The sequence below is a fragment of the Halobacillus sp. BBL2006 genome, assembly GCF_000786645.1.
Lineage (GTDB): Bacteria > Bacillota > Bacilli > Bacillales > Halobacillaceae > Halobacillus.
Window position 1 is genome coordinate 1 of record NZ_JRNX01000949.1, and the last position, 846, is coordinate 846.

At 43.1% G+C, this 846-nt stretch carries 2 protein-coding genes; both read right to left on the bottom strand.

The annotated features are described in order from the left end of the window. On the bottom strand, window positions 1–532 hold a 532-nt coding region (locus LD39_RS21315), incomplete at its 3' end, for an ACT domain-containing protein (RefSeq protein WP_035553757.1). A gap of 210 nt (window positions 533–742) precedes the next feature. Further along, window positions 743–846 (bottom strand): fumarylacetoacetate hydrolase family protein (locus tag LD39_RS22385; protein ID WP_197061476.1); only part of this gene is annotated, 104 nt, incomplete at its 5' end.

The following is an 846-nucleotide window of genomic DNA, read 5'->3' on the forward strand; positions in this document are numbered from 1 at the left end:
CGATGTCATACTCCTCCATCAATTCCAGCTGTTTTTCCTCCACTTCTTTCCGGATATCCTTATTCGCTGGTATGTAATAAAAAGGAATGCCGAACGATTCCACCAGCTCTCGTCCTGTTTCATGATTACTAATGACGAGGGAGATATCTGTCATAAGATCGCCGCTTTCCCACTCGTATAAGAGTTCTCTCAAACAATTTATATCCTTGGAGGCAAAAATCGCTGTTTTTTTCAGCTCGTGTAAAAAGGTTAAGCGCCAATTCATTGAAAATTCTTCTGCACTTGAAGCAATCGCATCCCTGATCTCATCTTCCTTTGATTTCATATCGTCCGCTTCAAATACGATACGCAAGAAAAAGGTGCCCTCTACAGGATGAGTTGTGTACTGGCTTGATTCCACGATGTTCGCCCCATGATCTCTCAGAAGCGTAGAAATGGCTGCAACGATCCCTGGTTGGTCAGGACAGCTCACGAGAAGCCGTGCTCGGTTTTGATTGTTGGTCAGGTATTGCTGAATTTGCTGGTTATTCATAAAACATCACCTTTCCTTACTATTGTTGTCCCAATTATAGATGAGAGGAAAACATTTATAAAGAAAAACCCAGCCTAAGCAAGGGTTCCTTACATTAATTGTCACCTCAGGTCATCCATAATCTGGATGACCTGAGGTGACAATTAATGTTATTATATCCAATCAAAAACCCGGAAGCTTTCTCTTCAATGAGATGCTTCCGGGTTCCGTTTATTTTCGAACTGTGTTCGTTAACTTGCCTATCCCTTCAATCTCCACTTCTACCTGATCTCCTGGAGACAGCGGCCCCACTCCAGAAGGCGTCCCGGTAAGAA